The sequence below is a fragment of the Paraglaciecola mesophila genome, assembly GCF_009906955.1.
Taxonomy (GTDB): domain Bacteria; phylum Pseudomonadota; class Gammaproteobacteria; order Enterobacterales; family Alteromonadaceae; genus Paraglaciecola; species Paraglaciecola mesophila_A.
The window spans coordinates 3,495,058-3,514,217 of the sequence record NZ_CP047656.1 but is presented as its reverse complement, the minus strand read 5'-3'; the positions used below and the strand labels follow the sequence as shown (position 1 = coordinate 3,514,217).

At 42.4% G+C, this 19,160-nt stretch carries 22 protein-coding genes; 17 read left to right on the top strand and 5 right to left on the bottom strand.

Features of this window, described 5'->3' with window-relative positions; translation table 11 throughout:
- The first annotated feature begins 9 nt into the window (after positions 1 to 9).
- The 9 genes from ftsB to rpoS all read left to right on the top strand — a co-directional run bounded on the left by ftsB (position 10) and on the right by rpoS (position 6,937).
- Positions 10 to 288 (top strand): cell division protein FtsB, encoded by a 279-nt coding sequence (gene ftsB, locus FX988_RS15120; protein ID WP_007985339.1) that lies wholly within the window; start codon positions 10 to 12, stop codon positions 286 to 288.
- A gap of 6 nt (positions 289 to 294) precedes the next feature.
- A complete protein-coding gene (ispD, locus tag FX988_RS15115; RefSeq protein ID WP_160180966.1) occupies positions 295 to 990 on the top strand; it encodes a 2-C-methyl-D-erythritol 4-phosphate cytidylyltransferase in 696 nt (231 codons plus the stop codon).
- Positions 987 to 1,475: a 2-C-methyl-D-erythritol 2,4-cyclodiphosphate synthase gene (ispF, locus tag FX988_RS15110; protein ID WP_160180965.1), complete on the top strand. Its 489-nt coding sequence runs from the start codon at positions 987 to 989 to the stop codon at positions 1,473 to 1,475. Before ispD ends, ispF begins: the two co-directional genes overlap by 4 nt.
- A 5-nt stretch (positions 1,476 to 1,480) precedes the next feature.
- Positions 1,481 to 2,533: a tRNA pseudouridine(13) synthase TruD gene (gene truD / locus FX988_RS15105; protein WP_160180964.1), complete on the top strand. Its 1,053-nt coding sequence runs from the start codon at positions 1,481 to 1,483 to the stop codon at positions 2,531 to 2,533.
- Positions 2,530 to 3,276 (top strand): 5'/3'-nucleotidase SurE, encoded by a 747-nt coding sequence (surE, locus tag FX988_RS15100; protein WP_007985343.1) that lies wholly within the window; start codon positions 2,530 to 2,532, stop codon positions 3,274 to 3,276. The genes truD and surE overlap by 4 nt, the downstream gene beginning before the upstream one ends.
- An 88-nt stretch (positions 3,277 to 3,364) precedes the next feature.
- Positions 3,365 to 4,003, top strand: coding sequence for a protein-L-isoaspartate(D-aspartate) O-methyltransferase (locus tag FX988_RS15095; protein WP_160180963.1), 639 nt, complete (start codon positions 3,365 to 3,367; stop codon positions 4,001 to 4,003).
- An 81-nt stretch (positions 4,004 to 4,084) separates the two neighbouring features.
- Positions 4,085 to 5,026, top strand: coding sequence for a DUF368 domain-containing protein (locus FX988_RS15090; protein WP_302849959.1), 942 nt, complete (start codon positions 4,085 to 4,087; stop codon positions 5,024 to 5,026).
- 40 nt (positions 5,027 to 5,066) lie between these two features.
- Positions 5,067 to 5,888 carry a peptidoglycan DD-metalloendopeptidase family protein gene (locus FX988_RS15085; RefSeq protein WP_160180962.1) on the top strand — a complete coding sequence of 274 codons (822 nt, stop codon included), beginning with the start codon at positions 5,067 to 5,069 and terminating at the stop codon, positions 5,886 to 5,888.
- Positions 5,889 to 5,953: 65 nt separating this feature from the next.
- The gene (gene rpoS, locus FX988_RS15080) at positions 5,954 to 6,937 is read left to right on the top strand and encodes an RNA polymerase sigma factor RpoS (RefSeq protein WP_160180961.1); all 984 of its coding nucleotides are present in this window, start codon (positions 5,954 to 5,956) and stop codon (positions 6,935 to 6,937) included.
- A gap of 91 nt (positions 6,938 to 7,028) precedes the next feature.
- On the opposite strand, the gene FX988_RS15075 is transcribed toward rpoS, so the two are convergent.
- Positions 7,029 to 7,439: a hypothetical protein gene (locus tag FX988_RS15075; protein ID WP_160180960.1), complete on the bottom strand. Its 411-nt coding sequence runs from the start codon at positions 7,437 to 7,439 to the stop codon at positions 7,029 to 7,031.
- A 483-nt stretch (positions 7,440 to 7,922) separates the two neighbouring features.
- Between FX988_RS15075 and FX988_RS15070 the strand changes: the two genes are divergently transcribed.
- Entirely contained in the window at positions 7,923 to 8,747 is an 825-nt protein-coding gene (locus tag FX988_RS15070; protein WP_254700627.1) for a BPSS1780 family membrane protein, read from the top strand.
- 92 nt (positions 8,748 to 8,839) lie between these two features.
- Here FX988_RS15070 and FX988_RS15065 read toward each other — a convergent pair whose 3' ends face one another.
- Positions 8,840 to 9,235 carry a DUF3718 domain-containing protein gene (locus FX988_RS15065; protein ID WP_160180959.1) on the bottom strand — a complete coding sequence of 132 codons (396 nt, stop codon included), beginning with the start codon at positions 9,233 to 9,235 and terminating at the stop codon, positions 8,840 to 8,842.
- Between the two features lie 227 nt (positions 9,236 to 9,462).
- Between FX988_RS15065 and FX988_RS15060 the strand changes: the two genes are divergently transcribed.
- Entirely contained in the window at positions 9,463 to 9,795 is a 333-nt protein-coding gene (locus FX988_RS15060) for a PBPRA1643 family SWIM/SEC-C metal-binding motif protein (RefSeq protein ID WP_160180958.1), read from the top strand.
- A gap of 41 nt (positions 9,796 to 9,836) precedes the next feature.
- Here FX988_RS15060 and FX988_RS15055 read toward each other — a convergent pair whose 3' ends face one another.
- Entirely contained in the window at positions 9,837 to 10,589 is a 753-nt protein-coding gene (locus tag FX988_RS15055; RefSeq protein WP_160180957.1) for a phosphatase, read from the bottom strand.
- 326 nt (positions 10,590 to 10,915) lie between these two features.
- Between FX988_RS15055 and FX988_RS15050 the strand changes: the two genes are divergently transcribed.
- The 5 genes from FX988_RS15050 to FX988_RS15030 all read left to right on the top strand — a co-directional run bounded on the left by FX988_RS15050 (position 10,916) and on the right by FX988_RS15030 (position 13,833).
- On the top strand, positions 10,916 to 11,353 hold the full coding sequence (locus tag FX988_RS15050; protein ID WP_160180956.1) for a nucleoside deaminase: 438 nt from the start codon (positions 10,916 to 10,918) through the stop codon (positions 11,351 to 11,353).
- Between the two features lie 114 nt (positions 11,354 to 11,467).
- On the top strand, positions 11,468 to 12,442 hold the full coding sequence (locus tag FX988_RS15045; RefSeq protein WP_042153779.1) for an IS1595-like element ISPesp2 family transposase: 975 nt from the start codon (positions 11,468 to 11,470) through the stop codon (positions 12,440 to 12,442).
- A gap of 86 nt (positions 12,443 to 12,528) precedes the next feature.
- Positions 12,529 to 12,969 carry an energy transducer TonB gene (locus FX988_RS15040; protein ID WP_064662731.1) on the top strand — a complete coding sequence of 147 codons (441 nt, stop codon included), beginning with the start codon at positions 12,529 to 12,531 and terminating at the stop codon, positions 12,967 to 12,969.
- Between the two features lie 185 nt (positions 12,970 to 13,154).
- Positions 13,155 to 13,619, top strand: coding sequence for a hypothetical protein (locus tag FX988_RS15035; protein ID WP_160180955.1), 465 nt, complete (start codon positions 13,155 to 13,157; stop codon positions 13,617 to 13,619).
- A 1-nt stretch (position 13,620) separates the two neighbouring features.
- Entirely contained in the window at positions 13,621 to 13,833 is a 213-nt protein-coding gene (locus FX988_RS15030; protein WP_006992993.1) for a helix-turn-helix transcriptional regulator, read from the top strand.
- 129 nt (positions 13,834 to 13,962) lie between these two features.
- Here the strand turns inward: FX988_RS15030 and FX988_RS15025 are convergent, their stop codons facing one another.
- Positions 13,963 to 15,525, bottom strand: a complete 1,563-nt coding sequence (locus tag FX988_RS15025; RefSeq protein ID WP_160180954.1) for a bifunctional GNAT family N-acetyltransferase/carbon-nitrogen hydrolase family protein — start codon at positions 15,523 to 15,525, stop codon at positions 13,963 to 13,965.
- 502 nt (positions 15,526 to 16,027) lie between these two features.
- Between FX988_RS15025 and speA the strand changes: the two genes are divergently transcribed.
- Positions 16,028 to 17,950, top strand: a complete 1,923-nt coding sequence (speA, locus tag FX988_RS15020) for a biosynthetic arginine decarboxylase (RefSeq protein WP_160180953.1) — start codon at positions 16,028 to 16,030, stop codon at positions 17,948 to 17,950.
- A gap of 71 nt (positions 17,951 to 18,021) precedes the next feature.
- Here speA and FX988_RS15015 read toward each other — a convergent pair whose 3' ends face one another.
- On the bottom strand, positions 18,022 to 19,155 hold the full coding sequence (locus FX988_RS15015) for a serine hydrolase domain-containing protein (RefSeq protein WP_160180952.1): 1,134 nt from the start codon (positions 19,153 to 19,155) through the stop codon (positions 18,022 to 18,024).
- Positions 19,156 to 19,160: the final 5 nt, after the last annotated feature.

Genomic DNA, 19,160 nt, shown 5'->3' with positions numbered 1-19,160 from the left:
CCGACAAAAATGAAAGTAGTCCCTATACTCCTTTTCGTCCTGTTGGCTGCACTACAATATCGATTATGGTTTGGTAAAAACAGTATTCCTGAATATGTTGCGATGGAAAAATCAGTGGCCGAACAAGCTAAACAGAACGCTGGGTTACTGCAACGCAACAACTTGCTAAAAGCTGATATAAAAGATCTTAAAATTGGCCTTGAAGCCGTAGAAGAACGAGCAAGAAACGAATTAGGCTTAATCAAACAAGGTGAGACGTTCTACCGAATACTCCCAAGCGAAGAATAATTAACCATGCAATCTCCTCCCCAATATACCGTAGTTGTGCCCGCCGCTGGGATAGGTCAGCGCATGCAAGCCGATAGACCCAAACAGTATTTGACCATCGCTGGGAAAACGATTTTAGAACACACTCTAAACAACCTATACGCCCATCCGCAGATCAAACAAGTGATTGTCGCCCTAAGCCCCGAAGACGAGTACTTCACCCATTTACCCCTTGCCAACCAGCCTTGGGTGAAGCGCGTACATGGCGGCAGTGAACGTGCAAACTCAGTATTAGCAGGGCTTGATAGCATAGACGATGAAGATTGGGTGTTAGTGCATGATGCCGCCCGTCCCTGCTTAGCCCATGATGACCTAAGCAAACTGTTAGCGATAGCCACCCATTCCCCCCACGGAGCCATACTCGCCTGCCGCGCACGTGACACGATGAAACGTGCTAGCTCATCACAAGTAATATTACACACAGAATGTCGTGATAACTTATGGCACGCATTAACCCCTCAGTTTTTCCCCTTACAATTGTTGCGCAGTGCCTTAACGAATGCGCTTAAACAAAAAGTGCAAATTACCGATGAAGCATCCGCGATAGAGTGGGCTGACGGTAAAGTGCATCTAGTTGAAGGGCGAAGCAGTAATATTAAAGTCACCCAACCAGAGGACTTACAGTTGGCCGAATTTTATTTACAACACAAGGTAGTCTTATGAACATACGTATAGGCCAAGGGTACGACGTACACAAATTTGGCGATAGCGGTCCGATTACTATTTGCGGTGTAAAAATCGAACACGAGCAAGGCTTATTAGCCCACTCTGACGGCGATGTTGCTTTGCACGCATTATGCGATGCCTTGTTAGGCGCACTCGCTCTTGGCGATATAGGCAAACATTTCCCTGATACAGACGCACAGTTTAAAGGTGCAGATAGTCGCGAACTACTACGTCACGTCATGACGCTCGTTCAAAAACAGGGTTACCAAATTGGCAATTTGGATTTAACCATAGTGGCGCAAGCCCCTAAAATGTCACCGCATATTCAAACGATGTGTGAAAACATCAGTCAAGATGTCAGCGCCAAACTAAGTCAAGTGAATGTTAAAGCCACAACGACTGAAAAATTAGGCTTTGCCGGCCGTAAAGAGGGTATTGCCTGTTACGCCGTAGTGTTACTGGAACAGGTTAAAACGGTTTAGATTTAATGCAGATTAACCAATGGCACTATCTACATAGCGAACCCGAAGCTAAGGGCATATTCAAACAGCAACCCGACGATTTCATCGTCCAAGAAATACTCGGCTATGCTCCCCTTGGTGAGGGCGAGCATATATATTTGTGGGTACGAAAAGAAGGCTTAAATACTGCCTACCTAGCAGAACAGATCGCTAAGTTTGCACAGCTGCCATTACGCGCAGTTACCTATGCAGGCCGCAAAGACAAACACTCCGTCAGTGAGCAGTGGTTTGGCGTGCATAAACCCGGTAAAGCTGAGTATGATTGGACGAAACTTGACGTACCCGGTGCAACAGTCTTAAAAGCCATCCGCCACAATAAGAAGTTGCGAACGGGAGTGTTGAAAGGCAATAAATTCACTATTCTACTGCGTGATGTCATAGAGACAGATGCACTGGAAAAGCGCATCGAACAAGTGAATATTAGCGGCGTTCCAAATTATTACGGCCCTCAACGCTTTGGCGACAGCCGTTATGATCCCAAAGGCAGTAATTTGGTGCTAGCAGAAAAAATGCTCGAAGGTGAAGCCATTCGTAACCGCAATAAACGTTCAATGGCAATTTCTGCCCTGCGCTCATGGTTGTTTAACGAAGTAGTCAGCGAGCGCATTGCCGCTGGTTATTTCAATCAGCCACTGCAAGGTGATGTGATGTCACTAGCAGGCAATGCTAGTTACTTTGTTAGCGAGCACATCGACGAGAGTATCAAGCAGCGGTTAGCCGACCGAGACATCTATATATCGGGACCGTTATGGGGTAAGGGAGAGCTTGCATCCACAGGTACAGCGTTAGCGCTTGAGAAAAGTGTGATTAGCAAGCACCCCAAAGTCAGTAAAACCTTAGCAGATTTAGGTTTAGAACAAGAACGACGTCCAATTGTTTTGTATCCAAGCAATCTCACTTGGACTTGGCAGCAGAATAACCTGCGTATTTCCTTCGATTTACCCTCGGGTACTTTTGCTACGTCTATTTTGCGGGAGATCTTGCATATTGAATCAATCGATACAGGTAACAACGAATGAGAATTCTATTAAGCAATGATGATGGTGTTTTCGCTCAAGGGCTAGCCGAGCTATATAACGAACTTAAAGAAGACCATGAATTAACGGTCATCGCACCAGATCGAAATTGCAGCGGTGCGAGTAACGCTTTGTCGCTTCAGCAGCCACTGCGTATGGAGCAAATGCAAAGCGGATTCTTCGCAGTCAATGGCACCCCTTCTGACTGTGTACACGTAGGCGTTAATAGCTTTTTGCAGCAAGACCCTGAGCTTGTTATTTCTGGCATTAACCACGGTGCGAACTTGGGTGACGACGTGATTTATTCAGGCACGGTTGCAGCTGCAACCGAAGGCAGATACATGGGCTTACCTGCTATTGCAGTATCGCTCTGTGCGCATACAAGTGATAACTTTATCAGCGCTGCCAAATATGTTCGTCGTATTGTAACGCATCTACAAGCGCATCCATTAGCCGCCGACCAAATCTTGAACGTTAATGTGCCTGATTTACCCTTTGACGAGATCAAAGGGATAAAAGTGACACGACAAGGCAGAAGGCACCGTGCGAAAACAATGATTAAGGATACCGATCCAAGAGGAAAAACCATTTATTGGTATGGCCCTGTTGGCGAAGAGCAAGATGCAGGGCCAGGGACCGACTTTAATGCAATAAGTGAAGGCTACTGTTCAGTTACGCCTTTATCAGTTGATATGACCGCTCATCAATCTATGGAAGATGTGCGACAATGGATTACAAAAATATAATGATTAGAAGCAGAATAGCGTGCTCGGTAAAACGTTATTACTGTTCACCATTTGGCATTAACAACACACACGTTGGATAAACAGTTACATGAGAGTTTCTTCACGCAAAGGGGAAAGCCTAGCCCAGCTATTAAAACAAGAAGGCATAGTAAACACATCAGTGCTAAAGGCTGTGGCATGCACGCCCAGAGAATTGTTTTTGCCTGATGCATTGCGCCATAAAGCGTATCAAAATACCGCTTTACCTATTGGCCAAGGGCAAACCATATCGCAACCATATATTGTTGCCAAAATGACTGAGTTGCTTTTAGCATCAAGTAATGCCCCCAAAGCGGTGCTAGAAATTGGCACGGGTTCAGGGTATCAAACCGCAATTTTGGCTCAGCTTTTTGAAAAAGTATTCAGTGTGGAACGGATCAAGAGCTTGCAGTTTCAAGCGAAGCGCAGAATGAACCAATTGGATCTACACAATGTCTCTATGAAGCATGGAGACGGCTGGCAGGGCTGGTCTAGTAAAGGCCCATTTGATGCCATTATTGTCACCGCTGCCGCTAGCCAAGTTCCCACGAAGCTAGTGGAACAGCTCAATGATGGTGGGCGATTAATTATTCCTGTTGGCGAACAAAGCCAACAACTTCATTGTATTACCCGTGAAGGAGGTGAATTTAACGAAAAGATCATTGAAGCAGTTCGCTTTGTACCGCTTGTGGCTGGTGACATTATTTAATGTTTTATCAGTTAAGTAACAAGCTTAATTAAACTAACAGCTCAAAAAACTGAATAACCTCAGGGATTGAATAAAAAGATAATGCAAACTAAACGATCATGGCGAGACACCTTCGCTTTAGCTGCCAAGGGCATGTTAATGGGCGCAGCTGATGCGGTACCTGGAGTATCAGGAGGTACAATTGCGTTTATTACCGGTATATATGAAGAACTTATCTTCTCGTTGAAGCAGTGCGGCCCCGAAGCACTAACCGTGCTTTTTCGTCAAGGCATTACAGCTGCATGGAAACACATCAATGGCGCATTTTTACTGACCTTATTGCTTGGTATTATGTTCAGTATTTTCAGCGTATCTAGACTGGTTTTATATTGGCTCGATGTTTATCCGGTCATGTTATGGTCATTTTTCTTTGGTTTAATCTTGGCCGCTATTTGGTCGTTAGTTCGGCATATAGAAAAATGGGATATCAAAACTAGCGCCTTCTTTTTATTTGGCACGCTTGCAGCTTATTTGATTACCATGATCCCACCGAGCGCTATTGAAGCGACCAATCTGTTTGTATTCTTGTCCGGTATGTTAGCCATTTGCGCGATGATTTTGCCTGGTATATCAGGCAGTTTCATCTTGTTACTATTAGGGATGTACGCCCCCATTTTAACCGCTGTTAAAAACCTTGAAATCACCACATTAGCCTTGTTTGCTGTCGGTTGTGTATTCGGTTTATTGAGCTTTTCACGGGTATTAAACTGGATGTTCAGTACCCATCGTACGCTTACCTTAGCCTTGCTAGGCGGTTTTATGCTGGGGTCATTAAATAAAGTGTGGCCATGGAAGCAAACATTAGAATCGACCGTGAACAGCCACGGCAAAACGATCCCCTTGGTGCAAGAAAATATACTACCGGCCACGTTTGAACTACTCACGAATCAACCATCTTATTTATGGTACGCCATCACACTGACCTTTTTGGGAGCAGGCGCAGTGTTACTACTCGAAAAGGTAGGCTCAACACCTCGGGAGTGAGCTTGTTAACCTTGAATATTTACAGGGGCATTTCTAAGGTATGAGAAGAAAAGCGCTTACCTTGCTTACTCTGATGCTATGCATCAGCTTAGTGGCTTGTTCAGGTCGCAAAGCGCCTGCGCCTATCACTGAGCTTTATCAAGGCAAAACCTTTCGTGATGTGCAAAAGTCCTCCTATCACTCACAAATCTACACTGTCGAAAAAGGCGATACGCTTTATTCAATTTCGTGGAAGAGTGGACAAAACTACCAAGATATCGCACACTTAAATAATATTACACCTCCGTATAACATCTTCCCAGGCCAACGCTTAACGCTCAAAAAACCATCAAGGTCAATCGTCAAAAAGTCTAATAATCGTACTGGTCTGAGTTCAAATTTAAAATCAAATCAAGCAGTTGACCCCCCTAAAAAGCAGGCGTATGGTGGTTCTAACGCCACTGTTAAAAAAGAGGTAACTACCTCTTCCAGCAGTAAGTTTCCGAACAAAATAACGGCTTGGCTATGGCCAACTAAGCACTCTGTTTCACGTGGATTTGCTAACACAGAACATGGTAACAAAGGTTTAGATTTCAACGGAAACATAGGTTCACCAATTTTGGCAACCGCTGCAGGCAAAGTTGTTTACACAGGGGATGCCCTGCGTGGATATGGAAAGCTGGTTATTGTAAAGCATTCAGATTCATTTTTGAGCGCTTACGCCCATAACGATAGCATTCTGGTTAAAGAACAACAGTGGGTTAGGGCAGGACAAAAAATAGCGACCATGGGAAAAAGCGGCTCCGACACAGTAAAACTTCATTTTGAAGTGCGCTACAAGGGCCAATCTGTAGACCCCTCACGCTATCTGCCTAAACGATAATAACAATAAATAATTATAAGAAAACAGGAGAAGTCTAGGAATTAGTTATAGCTAAGGAGTCACCCATGAGTCATCAAAACAGCGCTACCATAGAATTAGATCTTGTCGACGACATCGAAGAAGCCGTTGAAAAAGAATTAGTCAAAGCAGAGAAAGAGTCTGAAGATACTTTCAAAGATATCGTCTCTAGCAAAGATGCCCCGAGTAAGAACCTCGATGCCACCCAGTTATACCTCGGTGAAATTGGCTTTTCTCCCCTGCTCTCAGCAGAAGAGGAAGTCTATTTTTCACGCAGAGCCCTCAAAGGCGACGAAGCCTCCCGACAGCGCATGATAGTCAGTAATCTGCGATTAGTCGTCAAAATAGCAAGACGCTACAACAACCGAGGGTTAGCTCTACTCGACCTGGTTGAAGAAGGAAATTTAGGTCTTATCAGAGCCGTCGAAAAATTCGACCCTGAGCGTGGATTTCGCTTTTCTACTTATGCGACTTGGTGGATACGTCAAACGATTGAACGCGCGATAATGAACCAAACCCGCACCATTCGCTTACCCATTCATGTGGTGAAAGAGCTAAATGTTTATCTACGTACGTCTCGCGAGTTAGCGCAAAAGTTAGATCATGAACCTACCGCAGAAGAAATCGCCGAAGCAGTACAAAAACCTGTTGCAGATGTGACAAAAATGCTGCGCTTAAATGAGCGTATTACATCTGTTGATACCCCTATCGGCAGTGATAATGACAATGTATTACTTGACATTATTGCTGATGACAATGGTCACGATCCTGAAGAAGACTTACAGGATAAAAATGTAAAATTGAGCATAGTCGGTTGGTTAGAAGATTTAAATCCTAAGCAACGTGAAGTGCTCGCTAGACGCTTTGGTTTGTTGGGCTATGAGCCATCGACACTTGAAGATGTAGGTGTAGAAATTGGCTTAACGCGAGAGCGTGTTCGCCAGATCCAAGTTGAGGCCTTGCGTAGACTCAAAGATATGTTGGGTCACAAAGGGCTAAGCTTAGAGTCTCTGTTTAATCAACTGGCTTAACTCTTTCTCTTAAATCATCGAACAAAAATGCCGCTTTAAAAAGCGGCATTTTTTGTTGCTAAATAACGCTATCGAAACAAGGTTTGTCTCATTAGCACTCAGTGTCGTCTGAGTTCATTTGAGATTTAGCATCTTCGCAAGCGTCTTCCATCGCGTTTGCAGCATCAGTTTTCATTTCATTCGCTTTGTCTTTGCTTTTTTCCATCCACTCAGAAGCTTTTTCTTTACTATCTTCATAAGCTTCTTTGGTCGCTTCTTTTGCATCGTCATAAGCATCAGCTGCTTCTTCTTTAGCATCTGCGTAAGCATCAGACGCTTCAGCTTTTGCGTCTTCAAATGCTTCTTTAGATTTTTCGTTAGCAGATTCCATTTTCTCTTTACTGGTTTGTACTGCAGAATCTAATTTCTCGCCTGTTGTTGACTCTTTCTTCTCGCTGCATGCAGCAAGAGATAAAGATGCAATAAAGATCACCGCGGCTGTTTTAGTAAATGTATTTTTCATTTTCGTTCCTTAAATTTACACTGCTCGAATATTCAAGCGATTTAGTATAACTCTCACTAAGGTACTTACCATAAAAGCGATTAGACCCAAGTAACAGATTATTTTACCAAGACCATGTACGACTCCCTCTAACATAGTCATTTTTCGCAATGTTAGCAGCGTGGTCAAAGCACACACTATGATGACGAAGAAATACATGCTTGTCTCCTGTATTTTACCATGCTCCAACCTAACTAAAGTATGAGACCCAAAGGGAATGCTAGCGATAGAGGTGGATAAGGTTGAATTGTATTGTCCATGTAGCTATTTTCATGCCAGACTGTAATGCATTGAAATTTCGAGAGTTTCACTCTTGCTACAGTTTCACGGTTTTGTAAATGTGGGACATTAGCAACACCGAGTTACAACATACGGCACTTTTTCATCTTGTTCTTGAACATTCACTTTGACAGGATAGAGTGCAGATTTTTAACGATTACCACTATGAGTAAAGTGTATATGCAGCCGTCTCCCAATTCATCGCCATCGCACAATGGCCCAGAGTACCGTTTAGTTTTCCCTAAGGTATGTAAAACGAAAAACGTCATTTCATGGCTACGTGAAGGAAAGCTGCATTTTAAGCGCTACCCGGGTGCTTGGGTGACCTGTATATTAATATGGTTCGTTTTCTCGCTTCTCATGTCTGTGATCCCTATCGTTGGGCAACTTGCAGGGGGCTTACTCAATTATGTGTTTATCGCAGGCCTGATGTTGGGGTGTTATGAATCTGAGCGGGAAAAGCCATTCACCAGTCAGTATATGTTTGCCGGATTTAAACATAACCTGCCTAAGTTAGTTGGTCTAGGCGTAGTAAGTATGCTGGTCTCTGGTTTAATTATGTGGATAACCCTAGGTGACACGTATATGGCCATGTTAAGTGAAAACATGGAAGCATTGCCCGCGGACTTCGATGTGAATAATTTAGCGATCTCCGTATTAATTGCAACGCTATTGCTTATTCCGTTAATGATGGCCTTATGGTTTGCTCCGGTCCTCATTATTCGCCACGATCTATCTATTTTTGCAGCTTTGAGGCTGAGCTTTGTAGCCTGCTTTTTAAATACGTTGCCTTTTTTCGTGTACGGCTTAATTTTACTGCCCATGTTTCTTTTCGGCATGTTTACACTTGGGTTAGGTTTTCTAATCGTCTTGCCGGTAATGTTGGTTAGTATTTACGCCTCATATGTTCAAATTTTTCTGGAGCCTGTGGCTGCGGTCGAACAAGGTATAAATGAAGACCCTGACCAAGAGACAAATGAAAGTGAATAGCGAAAGCTGAATCGCACACTAGGTACAAAAAAGCGGCTCTTATAAAGCCGCTTTTCTATTAGTACTGCTCCGTCCTAGAATAAATTTAGTGCTTAAATTCGCTCGTTCAATACATTCGCGATAGGTGATGTCATTAACTTATGTTCTGACACCCATGCGCGTAACGTTTTACCATCGCTTTCTGCTGCGTTTAGCAAACTTTTTGGCATCTTTTTAATCATAAGCTCGCCCGTTTCCAACGCATTGTTTAAAAATGCAATTCTTATCAAGCTTTCGCCTTCACAACTAATGCCCGTATAGTAATCTTGCAGTTTCAAGCGATAATCACTCTCTACTTTCTTCATTTTTTTTCGAAGTTCACTTTTGTCATCTGCTTTGACAATAGTGCAGATATTTTGCAAATCTTCAGCGACATCAGCCTGTGCAGTAGATATAGCTGATACGTAACTAATAGCCATAACAGCGGCAATTTTAATCGTTTTCAACATGAGTATTCCAAAGGTTAAATAAAGTCTTGCTCAGATGGCGCGGATTAAACAGCAATACGCTTGGCGAAGAAATAACCAGCAAAATACACAGGTATACTTATTGATACGTTTATTAAATACAACAATTTAGGTAAAACAAATCACCGAAGTATCAACGCAATAATAAATAGGGACTTGGAGGAAGACCTGCTAAAATCTGCGGCCATTTTTTGCTAGTAGGAAGCATCATGTCTAAGTTTTTCTTTAAGGGCCGCATCGATCCAAGGGAAAAATACCAACGCTTTGGGTATAACACTCAACGTAAAACTAAACTCGGTAGCGAAAACGCTCCCTTAACAATCCAAGTACAGACCTCGAACAGAGAAAGCGAGGTGCGCGCCATACTTAAAGAACATAATCTATACGCTAATATTAGCCTTGAACCAGATCTGCCAGAAAACACGCTTCAGCTTGATACCTTATTGCAACTGCCTGGCACTCAAACGTTCGCTAAAACTCCAAGTCGGAACGAACCATGCCTGTGTGGTAGCGGACAAAAATATAAAAAATGCTGTGGCTAAGGTCACGCCTTAGCTCACTGGTAACCATTGTCGCCTAGACATTAAAGCGTTGTTAACCATTGCTGTAATTCGGCGGCAACAGGTTTGTTATGTTCAGCCAGAAAGGCGACAAATTCATGGGCGTTACGATTTACAACACGTTCCATCGGAAAACCCACTTCTTCGGCACTTGCCATACTTGATTTGTCATTACCTATGTCGAAGGCGACATGTGCATCACTTGAAAAAACCACTCTCCAGTCAAGCTGATCTGTTATTTCCAGCACCTGTTTGCAATTAGCCGCACTCCCAGAGCGAGAGCCTTTGAAAGAACTATTGTTGATCTCTAACACTACATTATTGTCTTTTGCGGCGCGTATCACTTCAGCAATATCAATTGGAAAGTTAGGATTACCTGGGTGCCCAATAATTTGAATGTCACCTGTCTCAATAGTTTTGATCATCGCTTGCGTATTCTGTGCTTTACTTTGCGGCGCAAACACAGGCTCATGAAAACTCGCTATTGCGAAATCTAGAAAGGAATGAAGCCCATTAGGGATATCGTGCCCGCCGTTTGGCGGCATAATATTCGCTTCAATCGCGCGTAAAATCGCGATCCCATCGACAAAGCGAGGCAATACATGGCGATTTCCAAAGTGCCATGGATGAGGAGAGTCTGGCATAGTAGGGCCATGCTCAGTGAGTGAAAACATTTGCATGCCTTTCAGCTTCGCCTGTACGACATATTCCTGCACTGTGCTGTAAGCGTGTGTGCTAGCAACGGTGTGAGAATGGGTATCAACTAAAAGTGTCATTCTATCCTCCTAATGTTTACATCATGATAACGACGCCCCGTGACAGTTTTCTTAAACGATTCATCGAAAAGTTAGATCACAAGCGAGAAGGTAAGTGAAATGCCTATTAACGTCTGACGGGAAAAGTCTTGTTAGCGCAGCAAAACGCCACGAGTTTGTTTCAGATAAATATTACCACACACCAGGGACATTCTTTGTCGTAAAGCGTGTCTAGATATTTCTATATCATGTAAGGTAAAACTGCATGAAGATGCAAACATATTTATCATGGAAGGCAAATTCATTTGTAAGCTAATAACGTATTATTAAGTAAAAAAGAGGATGGTATGGACAAATTTATGCAAGCCGCAATTGATGAAGCCAAACAAGGGCTCGCCGAAGGTGGCATACCCATCGGCTCAGTGCTTGTTTATCAAGGTGAGATTATCGGACGCGGTCACAATAGACGCGTACAAAGTGGCAGCCCCATTTTACATGGTGAAATGGATGCCCTTGAAAACGCAGGGCGTCAGCCAGCCAGCGTATACAAAGCGTCAACCCTCTACACCACATTGTCACCGTGCAGTATGTGTAGCGGCACAATTCTTCTGTATGGTATTCCAAAGGTGGTTATTGGTGAAAATCAAACCTTCCAAGGTGAGGAGTCCTTATTGCAATCCAGAGGGGTGACCATTGACCTAGTTCACAGCCAAGAATGTATCGATTTGATGAATAACTTTATCCGCGATAAACCTAAACTATGGAATGAAGACATAGGAGAGTAGTAAAAGATACAAATTACAGACACAATGAATTAAAAATACGCTCTATTTGCGTTAGTTGTTGATCTGTGAATTTGTACTATAATTAATTGTCCCAAAGCTAGAGAGGTCGGGACATTGAAGAAAAATCAATTCACACTAATAATTGAATCGTTATCTAAGCTAACACATAACCAAAAACGATTGCTACACCATCACGTTGTTGAAGACCTCAAACGTGGTGATACTGATAACCTGATCAATGAATGTAAAGGCGATGATGTTATTTGCCCTCACTGTGGTAATGAGGAAATTGGAAAATGGGGCATGGCTGCTGGCTTACAACGCTTCAAATGTAAAAACTCTTCATGTGGAAAAACTTTTAATGCTTTAACTAAAACACCTCTAGCTCGATTGAGAAAGCGTGAACTCTGGGCAAAGAACCTAGAGTACATGTTAGATGGCTTGCCAATTAGACGAGTTGCTGAACTCTTAGAAGTTGCAGAGACTACAGCGTTTCGATGGCGACACAGATTCCTCAAAGCTCCAGCACAGCGCAAACCATCAGAAGTAGCGGGAATCATCGAAGCTGATGAAATGTTTTTCATGGAGAGTTTTAAAGGCAACCAGACGATATATGATCGTAAGCCTAGAAAACGAGGTGGCATGGGCGATAGACGTACTGTTGATGATAAAATCCCTGTATTGATCGTAGTAGATAGAAGCGGTGGTTTAACAGACTTCGTACTTGAAGAACATTCAAGCGATGAAATTCATAATGCAATGAGACCAATAGTAAATCACGACAGTATTCTCTGTAGCGATGGCGCACACGCCTATCGTTCTTTCGCCAAGGAAGAAAATATCCAGCATTATCGCACTATAGTCAGTAAAGGTGAGCGAGTGATCGGTGGTCAATTTCATATCCAGAACGTAAATGGCTATATGAGCCGTTTACGGGGCTGGATGCGAAGGTTTAATGGTGTTGGTACAGAATATCTCCCAAACTACTTAGGTTGGATGAGAATGATGGATAGCAAGAAAGATAAGTACAAAGAGGTAAGGCTTGCATACTTAATTGACGAAAATCTTGCTTATGGCCTCGTTGCCTAGATTTATATTTATTTGATTATGAAGGCGATTTTGTTACATTAATGTGTACTTACATATTGATAATAAAAATACTAAGGAAGGAAAAAATGAAAAAGAGAATCGCAATATTAAGTTCAATATTAGGGTTGCAGTTTTCTGCTGTAGCTCAAGCTAATAACTATGCTGACGTTAAGCTTACTCACCTAGATCCAGAAAAGTCTGCTGCCACATGGGTTAGAACTAAACAAGTCACTCCTAGATACCCTATGGATCTAGCTATGAAAGGTATAGCTGGTTGTGGAGTCTTTAAGCTGACCGTAGATGAAGACGGTAATTCACAAGATATAGAATTAGTTTCGTCTATTCCTAAGAAAGTTATTTTCAAACCAGCTAAAAAGGTCATAAAAAAGTGGCGCTGGGAAAATGTTTCAGGCCAGCCAAACCAAGCCGAAGAAAAGGTAATACGCTTAGATTTTTGTATGGGTGGAAGTTCTGAAGAAGAAGCAAAAGCTAGGTGTGCTGAACAAGCAAAACTTCAATGTGAATAATATTTAAAATGCTTTCCAAAATAGCGTGGGAATAATAAGTAATTTCCACGTTTTCCCCCACAAAAGAAATTATTCAACACTTAACGATAATAGAGCCTAAAAATAACACTTAAAGTTAAAAATATTTTACTTTTTGTTTTTATCACTTTATTCTGACAGCCTATTTCATCAATGGGCTATTTATCATGTCATTCAAAGAAAAGAGTATATGGATATCCTTGATATCGACTGTATGTATTTTTGGTTATTATTTTTTAAGCCTTCAAGGGCTCGGTGCACTCCCCATAGAAGAGGCCAACAACATCGCGGCTAAATTAATCGTAAAAGCCGTTTTGATGACCATCTTTGTTGAGGTGATTTTGCATATCGTTTTAGCAATATTTTCGCCCCAAGATGCGCAAGAAGCTGAAGACGAAAGAGACAAGTTCTATCAAATGAAAGCAAATAGTATTGGGTACACTATTCTGATTTTAGGTGTCATGGTGACTTTAGGACATATATTATTAGGGGCGATTTTACCTGAAATGGCTGAAGCACATTTTGCCGCAACTTTTCCGCTTTTAAGTGCTCACATTTTATTATTCAGTTTTATTATTTCCGAAGTGGCTCGTTTTTCAAGCCAAGTTTTTTTCTACAGAAAAGGTGCCTAAAGTGGCCAATGTTCCCATTAAAAATAAAATCCGCGAGCTACGTTTTTTTGCCGATGAAATGACCCAAAAAGAGCTAGCTGAACTGGTCGGTGTCACGCGACAAACGATCATGGCAATTGAAAAAAGTAAGTATTCACCAACTTTAGAAGTCGCCTTTAAAATTGCTGAGGTTTTTGGTCAATCGTTAGAAGAAGTATTTCAATATGAAGGGTAGTAAATTGACGGTAAGCATGCACTAACCCAATCTGTCATTTATCCTTTTACGCTCGATAATCTAGCCGAAAATTGCCGGCATTGAAGTTCTATCTTCTATGCTGGCAATCAATATAAAGTAAAGGCTTACTTACTTCGGACCTTTCCATTTTACTTCATAAAGGTCTCGGCGACGATCTAAGTAATTGCGTACTGAACCTTCGTTTTTCAACTGCTTGAGCTTGTCAAAATCTAAGTCTACGATTAAGGTCATTTCTGTGTTTGGTGTCGTCTCAGATACGATGGCATCATGAGGAAACGAAAAATCAGAAGGTGAAAAGACAGCTGTTTGTCCATACTGAATATCCACATTATCTACTTTAGGTAAGTTGCCTACACTGCCCGCAATAGCAACATAACATTCATTCTCAATTGCTCTAGCCTGTGAACAACGGCGAACACGTAAGTAGCCATTTTTGGTATCTGTCCAGAACGGTACAAACAAGATTTGAATGTCTTGCTCCGCCAAGATTCTTCCCAGCTCAGGAAACTCTACATCGTAGCAAATGAGTATGCCTACTTTTCCAAAATCAGTGTCAAACGCTTGAAGTTGATTCCCGCCCTGCATAATCCAATCTTTCTTTTCATGAGGTGTCGGATGCAATTTATACTGGCTTTCAACTCGTCCATCTCGATGGCAAAAATAGCTCACATTGTATAATTCGTTTTCCTCAATCACAGGTACTGAACCTGCGATCACATTAATATTGTATGAAACCGCTAAACGCGAAATTTCTGTGAGAATTTCATCAGTGTAGGTCGCTAAATTCCATATCGCATCGATAGAAGTATCGGCTTGCTTGATACCCATTAACGGTGCATTAAAAAATTCTGGAAACAGGGCCACGTCACATTTGTAATCTGACAAGGCATCAACAAAGTACTCCACTTGCTGAAGTAACTCAGGCACGTCATTAAAATAACGCATTTGCCATTGAATACAGCCGATTCGAGCAGAGTTACGTTGACTACCCAACAACTCAGGCTCTTCAGGATCGTAGTAAATATTGTGCCATTGCAAGAGCGTAGCGTAACCACGAGAAGCTTTGTCTTCCGGGAAATACGCTTTGAGCAATTGCTTAACTTCAAAACCATTAGACAACTGAAACGTTAGAATAGGATCGTGAATGTCTTTTGATTTAACTAGCTCAACATATTCATAGGGTGACATCTGTGCGGCGTATTTGGTGTAGTTAGGGATCCGCCCCCCCGCCACAATAGATTTCAAATTAAGATTACGACACACTTCTTTACGTGCTTCATATAAACGACGCCCTAAACGTAGGCCTCGATATTCGGGTGAAACAAATAGGTCCACTCCGTAAAGTACATCGCCTTTTGGATCGTGAGTCGACATGTAGGCATCGCCAGTAATGTCCTCATATGTATGTTTGTCACCAAACTTATCATATTCAATAATGACCGAAATGGCGGCCGCTACGACTTTCCCTTTATCTTCGATACAAATTTGTCCTTCAGGAAAAACATTCAGTTGAGACTGAAAGTTTTTCAAAGGCCAAGCGCCGCCAACCTGAGAATAGACGATGTCCATTAACTCCTTAACATCAGCATAATCATCTATGGTTAGATGGCGTAATTCCAAAATATGTTCAGGGTCTTCCATGGAAGGTGTAGAGCAATTATTATCATGCATAAGCTTACCGAGAGGCTCCGTTGTGATTACTTTTTTCCAAGAACAACCTGTACTAGCACAGGTGTTTCGTCAAGTAATGATTGTTGATACGTCAAAATTATTGCTGGCCTAAAAAAATAGCCATGACCGTTTAAGTTAAAGCATGCTTTACGCGATAAGCAGGTATAACCTTTATTTCATCGTGATGTTTCACATGACTACGAGCAAAAAGTACGTGAGCAAATAGCACGCCACCGTGCGAACGCAAGCGAAAGTAGCTGGATTCAGCGGGTTCGTGATAACGTAACTTTGCCGTAGGTAAAATTCACAAATAGCTGTGGCCGAACTGCAATTGCATATTCGTCACTGAGTGCTCATGTTTTAAAGCTATTATCGGCATTTTAAACCGTCTATTTATTAATCAAATAAAGAATTTATTAAACTGTCTTCAGCCCATAGCGTTGAAGATATTTGTTCACTATAATGCGCGACTTTAACGTCCCTAAACTAGGTAATATTGCTAATGGCAGAACAATCAGATTGGACAATCGATGACGCAGAGCGCGTATATGGCGTGAAGCGTTGGGGTGCAGGTTACTTCGAAATCGGGTCAAACGGTAATCTTAAAATTACCCCCGATCTTTCAAATAAAAATATGCGTATCGACTTCCAATCCGTGATCGAGGAAATTAAGCAAGAAGGTATTCAATTTCCTGTTGTTGTGCGCTTTCACGATATTTTGCGCTCGCAAGTTGCGTGCCTGAATCAAACGTTTATCAATACCATTGAAGAAGCCCAATACCAAGGCAAATACATGGGCGTATATCCGGTTAAAGTTAACCAAATGCGGGAAGTAGTTGAAGAAATTGTAGATGCGGGCGCACCGTTTAATTACGGGCTTGAAGCCGGCTCAAAAGCCGAACTGATCACCGTAATGGCATACAACACCAATATTGACTCCCTGACTATTTTAAATGGCTACAAAGACGCTGAGTTTATGCGTTTAGCGTTACTCGGCCGCAAGCTTGGTCGCAAGATGATTGTCGTCATCGAAAAATACTCAGAACTTGGTTTGCTTGTGGATGCCGCAAAACAACTAGATGTTATGCCTATTATTGGTTTTCGCTCAAAGATGACAGTGAAAGGCCGTGGTAAATGGGAAAGCTCAGGTGGCGACCGTGCCAAGTTTGGCTTAACAACCAGCGAAATGATTTGCGCCGCACGTTACCTAGAAAACCAAGGCATGGGGGAGTGTTTAAAATTGTTGCACTTCCATATTGGTAGTCAGTTGACTGACATTCGTGCTGTAAAAGAAGCCATCAGTGAAGGTGGGCGTATTTATGCAGAAATGCACCGTATGGGCTTTAAATTAGAATACGTCGATGTTGGCGGTGGCTTAGGTATTGATTATGACGGCAGCCAGTCTACTAATGATTCATCACGCAATTACACCATGGAAGAATATGTTGCCGATGTAGTTTATGGCATGCGCGAAGTGTGCGATTTAGAAGGTGTGCCCCACCCTACCCTCGTCAGCGAAAGCGGGCGCGCTATCACGGCTCACCATAGTTGCGTGGTTGCTCAAGTCGTTGGTGAAATTCGCGCAAACAGTGCGGAGCTGCCAACCGACCCACTACCGAATGATCACGTGTTGCTAAACAACATGCGTGAGTTAGCACAAAGTGTCGACTCTCAAGACAATCTACAAGAAATATTCAATGATGCCTCTCAATGGAAAGAGCACGCAGTCAATGCTTTCAAATTGCGCGTTATTTCATTGGAAGAGCTAGGTAAAATTGAAACCTTGTATTGGCAAATCATGGTGAAACTGCAATATCGATTGAAAGATGCAGAGTTTGTTCCTGAAGAACTGCAGGAATTAGACTACAACTTGTCGTCGCAGTATTTATGCAATTTCTCAGTTTTCCAATCTGCAGCTGATACTTGGGCCATTGACCAAGTATTGCCAGTAGTACCTATTGCACGCATGAACGAAAAACCCACTGTAAATTGTTCACTCGTGGATATTACCTGTGACAGTGACGGTAAACTGGATCAATTTGTGGTTGATCACGGTATTTCTGACGTATTACCCATGCCACCCCTTAAAAAAGGGGAAGACTATTATTTAGGCTTATTCCTAACCGGTGCTTATCAAGATGTAATGGGTGACATGCACAACTTGTTTGGTCGCTTAAACGAAGTACATATTTTTGGTGACGACGACGACCCTGAAGACTTCTACATTGAAGAAATGGTCAAAGGGTCATCAGTGCAAGATGTACTATCTATCATGCAATACAACCCTGATGCGATGGCGCAGTCTGTGAAACGTATGATAGACCAACACATATCAAGTGGCGCAATGAAACCTCGTGAAGCAGTAAAATGGACTGATTTCTACGAAGATTGCTTGAAAGGTTATACTTACCTGAAAACCAACTAAGTTTTAAGCTTCACAAAAAGCCCGGTTTCGACATTGTCAAAACCGGGCTTTTTTATTTCGGGTAAGAGACACTACTTTGCTGCTAATTTCTGCTGGTCGTCATAATGTTTGAAATAACTGGCCCAAAAATCAGCGGTAAAATCATTTATTAAATTAGATTCTGCGTTCATTAACATGAAATAACCGACTTTTTGGTCTGGGGCAAACGCCACGGCTGCGCGGTATCCTTTTACCCAACCACCATGATAATTTAGTCTATGCCCATCGAAATCATAAACACGCCAACCGAGACCATAATGAGCATCTTTTAAATATCGCTGCCATAAACGTCTATGCATTTCACGTTTTGTTTTGACGCGTGGCTGAGTGACCTGATCGATAATTTGCGGCCCAATCACATTGGGTTGTTCACCCAATAATGCCCCAACCCACTTCACCATATCGGCGCCACTGGCGTTCACACCTGCAGCAGGCGAAAATCGGTAGTAATCTTCATTCACCTTAACACTACGCCATTTATTTTTAGCGATAGCAACATGAGGCTTCGCCCATGAATCCGCCGCGACAAGGCCGTCACGCCCTACACTCGCCCCTTTCATGCTCAATGGGCGCAGAACTTCGCTTTCTAACTGCTCGCCATAAGACGTATTGTTTTCTTGAAAGTATTCTTCAATGACACCAAAAAGGGTGTTTTGGTAGGTGTAGCACTCACCAGGCGAGCATAAAGGCTTTAAATCAGTGAGCATACTAAGCACCCGTTTTACTGGGTAGTTAGCCTCAATTAAATTGTCATAAGCGTTAGGTGAAAAGCCACTCGACTGCCCCACGATATGCGCTAACTGCAAATTTTTGCTGTTGTCAAAGTCATACTCGCTGGTCATTTGCTTGACGGGGGTTTGCCAACTGAGTTTATTTTCATCTACCATTTTGGCCATCAAAATCGAGGTAAATGTTTTCGAGACAGAGGCTAAACGGAATACGGTTTGCGGTGTGATCGCGCTTCCATTATTGGCCGTTTTACCTGAAACCACCATTTTAGCGGGCTTGCCTTCCTCTATAAACGCGAACAAATAGCCAGGAACGCGTTGCTTCGCAGTTTTCGTTTTTACCCGTTTAGCAAAATCGTCTAACCACTCTTCACCACTGGCGCTAGAGCAAATTAAGTTTGAAAAAATAAGGCTTATCAATAAGAAAGATTTAAACACGTGAA

Bases quoted from the DNA above. Each gene is read 5' to 3' on its own strand.
- ftsB (WP_007985339.1), top strand. From the start codon at position 10: ATGAAAGTAGTCCCTATACTCCTTTTCGTCCTGTTGGCTGCACTACAA.
- ispD (WP_160180966.1), top strand. From the start codon at position 295: ATGCAATCTCCTCCCCAATATACCGTAGTTGTGCCCGCCGCTGGGATA.
- ispF (WP_160180965.1), top strand. From the start codon at position 987: ATGAACATACGTATAGGCCAAGGGTACGACGTACACAAATTTGGCGAT.
- truD (WP_160180964.1), top strand. From the start codon at position 1,481: ATGCAGATTAACCAATGGCACTATCTACATAGCGAACCCGAAGCTAAG.
- surE (WP_007985343.1), top strand. From the start codon at position 2,530: ATGAGAATTCTATTAAGCAATGATGATGGTGTTTTCGCTCAAGGGCTA.
- FX988_RS15095 (WP_160180963.1), top strand. From the start codon at position 3,365: ATGAGAGTTTCTTCACGCAAAGGGGAAAGCCTAGCCCAGCTATTAAAA.
- FX988_RS15090 (WP_302849959.1), top strand. From the start codon at position 4,085: ATGCAAACTAAACGATCATGGCGAGACACCTTCGCTTTAGCTGCCAAG.
- FX988_RS15085 (WP_160180962.1), top strand. From the start codon at position 5,067: ATGAGAAGAAAAGCGCTTACCTTGCTTACTCTGATGCTATGCATCAGC.
- rpoS (WP_160180961.1), top strand. From the start codon at position 5,954: ATGAGTCATCAAAACAGCGCTACCATAGAATTAGATCTTGTCGACGAC.
- FX988_RS15075 (WP_160180960.1), bottom strand. From the start codon at position 7,439: ATGAAAAATACATTTACTAAAACAGCCGCGGTGATCTTTATTGCATCT.
- FX988_RS15070 (WP_254700627.1), top strand. From the start codon at position 7,923: ATGAGTAAAGTGTATATGCAGCCGTCTCCCAATTCATCGCCATCGCAC.
- FX988_RS15065 (WP_160180959.1), bottom strand. From the start codon at position 9,235: ATGTTGAAAACGATTAAAATTGCCGCTGTTATGGCTATTAGTTACGTA.
- FX988_RS15060 (WP_160180958.1), top strand. From the start codon at position 9,463: ATGTCTAAGTTTTTCTTTAAGGGCCGCATCGATCCAAGGGAAAAATAC.
- FX988_RS15055 (WP_160180957.1), bottom strand. From the start codon at position 10,589: ATGACACTTTTAGTTGATACCCATTCTCACACCGTTGCTAGCACACAC.
- FX988_RS15050 (WP_160180956.1), top strand. From the start codon at position 10,916: ATGGACAAATTTATGCAAGCCGCAATTGATGAAGCCAAACAAGGGCTC.
- FX988_RS15040 (WP_064662731.1), top strand. From the start codon at position 12,529: ATGAAAAAGAGAATCGCAATATTAAGTTCAATATTAGGGTTGCAGTTT.
- FX988_RS15035 (WP_160180955.1), top strand. From the start codon at position 13,155: ATGTCATTCAAAGAAAAGAGTATATGGATATCCTTGATATCGACTGTA.
- FX988_RS15025 (WP_160180954.1), bottom strand. From the start codon at position 15,525: ATGCATGATAATAATTGCTCTACACCTTCCATGGAAGACCCTGAACAT.
- speA (WP_160180953.1), top strand. From the start codon at position 16,028: ATGGCAGAACAATCAGATTGGACAATCGATGACGCAGAGCGCGTATAT.